Origin of the sequence: Burkholderia sp. E168m23 (assembly GCF_016586125.1) — a bacterium.
Lineage (GTDB): Bacteria > Pseudomonadota > Gammaproteobacteria > Burkholderiales > Burkholderiaceae > Burkholderia > Burkholderia orbicola.
This window is the reverse complement of record NZ_BCPP01000893.1, coordinates 1-2946: the sequence shown is the minus strand read 5'-3', so window position 1 is coordinate 2946 and position 2946 is coordinate 1. Positions and strand designations below refer to the sequence as shown.

Sequence of the window (2946 nt, the reverse complement as noted above, 5' to 3'; positions counted from 1 at the left end):
GCGTATCTGCAGTGCATGTATGCGACCGGCAATCGCGTGCCGGTGCCGGGCGGGATGAGCGGCGGTAGTGGCGGCGGATATGGCGGCGGCGGATACGGCACCGCGCCGCGCGCGGCGCCGCCGATGCCGCCGGCGGGCGTCCAGCCGCCGCCGCCGCGATATTGACGCGCGATCGCGGCGTATCGCTCGGCACATGCCGCGTGAATTGCGTACACTCTGAGTCTCGTTTTCGGCGGGGCCGGGCGCAGGAAGGCCGGCCCGCGTTCACTCAGGGCACAGCGATGATCGATTTACGCAGCGATACCGTGACACGTCCGGGCCAGGCGATGCTGGCCGCCATGACCGCCGCCGAAACCGGCGACGACGTCTGGGGTGACGACCCGACCGTCCTGCGCCTGCAGGCGGTGACGGCCGAGCGGGCCGGCAAGGAAGCCGGCCTGTTCTTCCCGAGCGGCACGCAGAGCAACCTGGCCGCGCTGATGTCGCATTGCGAGCGCGGCGACGAGTACATCGTCGGTCAGCTCGCGCACACCTACAAGTACGAAGGCGGCGGCGCGGCCGTGCTGGGCAGCATCCAGCCGCAACCGATCGAGAACGCGCCGGACGGCACGCTGCCGCTCGCGAAGATCGCCGCGGCGATCAAGCCGCTCGACAATCACTTCGCCCGCACGCGCCTGCTCGCGCTCGAAAACACGATCGGCGGCCAGGTCCTGCCGGAAGGCTATGTGCAGGAAGCCGTTGCGTTCGCGCGCAGCCGTGGGCTGGCCACGCACCTCGACGGCGCGCGCGTGTGCAACGCGGCCGTCGCGTCGGGGCGCCCGATCGCCGAGCTGTGCGCGCCGTTCGACACCGTGTCGATCTGCTTCTCGAAAGGGCTCGGTGCACCGGTGGGCTCGGTGCTGGTCGGCAGCCGTGCGCTGATCGAGCGCGCGCAGCGCTGGCGCAAGGTGCTGGGCGGCGGGATGCGGCAGTCGGGCATTCTCGCGGCGGCATGCCTGTATGCGCTCGATCACAACGTCGAGCGGCTCGCGGACGATCACGCGAACGCCGCGCATCTCGCGGCCGGCCTCGCGCGCATCGACGGCGTGAAGGTGCTGTCGCACGCGACGAACATGGTGTTCGCGCAATTCCCCGAAGCCGATTGCGCGCCGCTCGAGGCGTGGCTGAAGGAACGCGGGATTCTCACGCAGATGCTGTACGCGTCGCGCTTCGTCACGCATTGTGACGTGTCGCGCGCGGACATCGACACGTTCCTCGGCGAGGTCGGCGAGTATTTCTCGCAGCGTCGCGCGTGAAGCGGAATGCGCCGGCCGGCGACGGGCCGGCGCGACGTGGCATGACGCAAGACGCGGAGGGTTGACGCGGCGCGTCGTCGGTCGATCGGTGCCGTGCCGGCGGGTTACGCCTGCCGCGGCGTGTCGGCGGGCGGCGTGCCGTCGTGGAACAGCGATTTCAACTGCGTGCGCAGTTCGGCGCTGTCGGTGTGCTGGTGCACCGAGACCGCGTGTTGCACGGCGGCCTCCAGCAGTTCGTTGTCGGAGTCGGCGGAAATCGCGACCGAGCAATGCATCGCGCTGGGAAACTCGCGGCAATCGATATAGCGGCGGGACATGATGTTCTCCTCACATGAAAGGGAACGGCCGGATCGGGATGATCGGCCGCGCGGCGCGTTCGCGAGGCCGATGGAAAAAGTATAGGCGGCACGGCCGACTTTCTCGTCGGAGTGCGTACCGGGCCGGCCGTGTCGATCGCCGGCGCGACTGCCGGCGCGTTACGGCAACGGTGCGAGCAACCGCCGCGCCGCTTCGACCACCCGTTCGGACAGCGACGCCATCGTCGGTGACTGCACGGTCCACGCGTGCCAGTACAGCGTGACGTCGGTCGGATGCGCGGGCGCGAGATCGACGAGCCCCTGCGCATCGAGCGGCGCGGTGCCGATCAGCGGCTCGGGCACCATCGCGTAGCCGAGCCCGTGCCGCACCGCCGCGAAGTGCGAATGGGTGCCCGGCACGTAATGGCACGGGTACGCGCCGTCCGGCAACCCGAACTTCTCCTTCAGGAACGACGACTGCAGCGTGTCGCGCCGCGAATACGCGACGACGGGCGCGTGGCGCGCGCTCGTGCGGTTCAGCCCACGCGGAAACCAGCGCACCGCGAACGCGGCGGCCGCGAGCAGCCGGTAGCGCATCGTGCCGAGCGGCGTCGCGAGGCAGCCGCGCATCGGCTTCGGCTCGGTCGTCACGCAGCCGACCGCCATCCCGCTTTCGAGCAGCGCGAACGTGTGATCCTGATCCTCGACGATCAGCTCGAACAGGATTCGCTCGCCGGCGAGCACCGACGTCAGCGCGGGCAGGAACCACGTGCCTAGGCTGTCGGCGTTCAGCGCGATCGTGACCGAGATCGGCGATTCGCGCTCGGCCGCGAGCGTGCTCTGCAAGTCGGCCTGCAGCAGCGCGACGCGGCGCAGGTGCTGCAGCACGCGCTGCCCGGCCACCGTCGGGCGGCACGGCCGCGTGCGCAAGACGAGTGGCGTGCCGAGGCTCGCCTCCAGCGCGCGGACCCGCTGCGTGACGGCGGACGCGGTCACGTGCAGGCGCACGGCCGCCTGCTCGAAGCTGCCGGTGTCGGCGACGGCCAGCAGCGCGGCGGCCTGCTTCGGATCGATCGTCATCGACATGTCGGGAGCATTCCTGTGATCGGAGACGAGAACAGGCGGTAGTGTAAGGCAGCGTGCGATGCGGTCCCGGCGCGGCGAATCGTCCCGCGGTGCGCGATTCGTCGTCGGAATCGCGCACCGCGTAGGGGATGCGCGGCGATGCGGGCATTTTGATCTAGGCTATATGAACGTGCGCGACGCCGCCCGCGTGGCGGCGAGGTCGTCATGCCGACGGTGCCCGACGAGGATATGCAGTATGCCGATCCGACTACACCCCACTGAAGAACAAG

3 protein-coding genes are annotated in these 2946 nt (G+C 69.9%); 1 reads left to right on the top strand and 2 read right to left on the bottom strand.

The annotated features are described in order from the left end of the window. Positions 1–281 precede the first annotated feature (281 nt). On the top strand, positions 282–1295 hold the full coding sequence (gene ltaE / locus JMF90_RS31495; RefSeq protein WP_011548947.1) for a low-specificity L-threonine aldolase: 1014 nt from the start codon (positions 282–284) through the stop codon (positions 1293–1295). Positions 1296–1399: 104 nt separating this feature from the next. Here the strand turns inward: ltaE and JMF90_RS31490 are convergent, their stop codons facing one another. Together JMF90_RS31490 and JMF90_RS31485 are read right to left on the bottom strand one after the other, a co-directional pair. Further along, positions 1400–1612, bottom strand: a complete 213-nt coding sequence (locus JMF90_RS31490; RefSeq protein ID WP_006480352.1) for a DUF1059 domain-containing protein — start codon at positions 1610–1612, stop codon at positions 1400–1402. A 159-nt stretch (positions 1613–1771) separates the two neighbouring features. Next, positions 1772–2677, bottom strand: a complete 906-nt coding sequence (locus JMF90_RS31485; RefSeq protein WP_011548948.1) for an HTH-type transcriptional regulator ArgP — start codon at positions 2675–2677, stop codon at positions 1772–1774. Between the last annotated feature and the right edge of the window lie 269 nt (positions 2678–2946).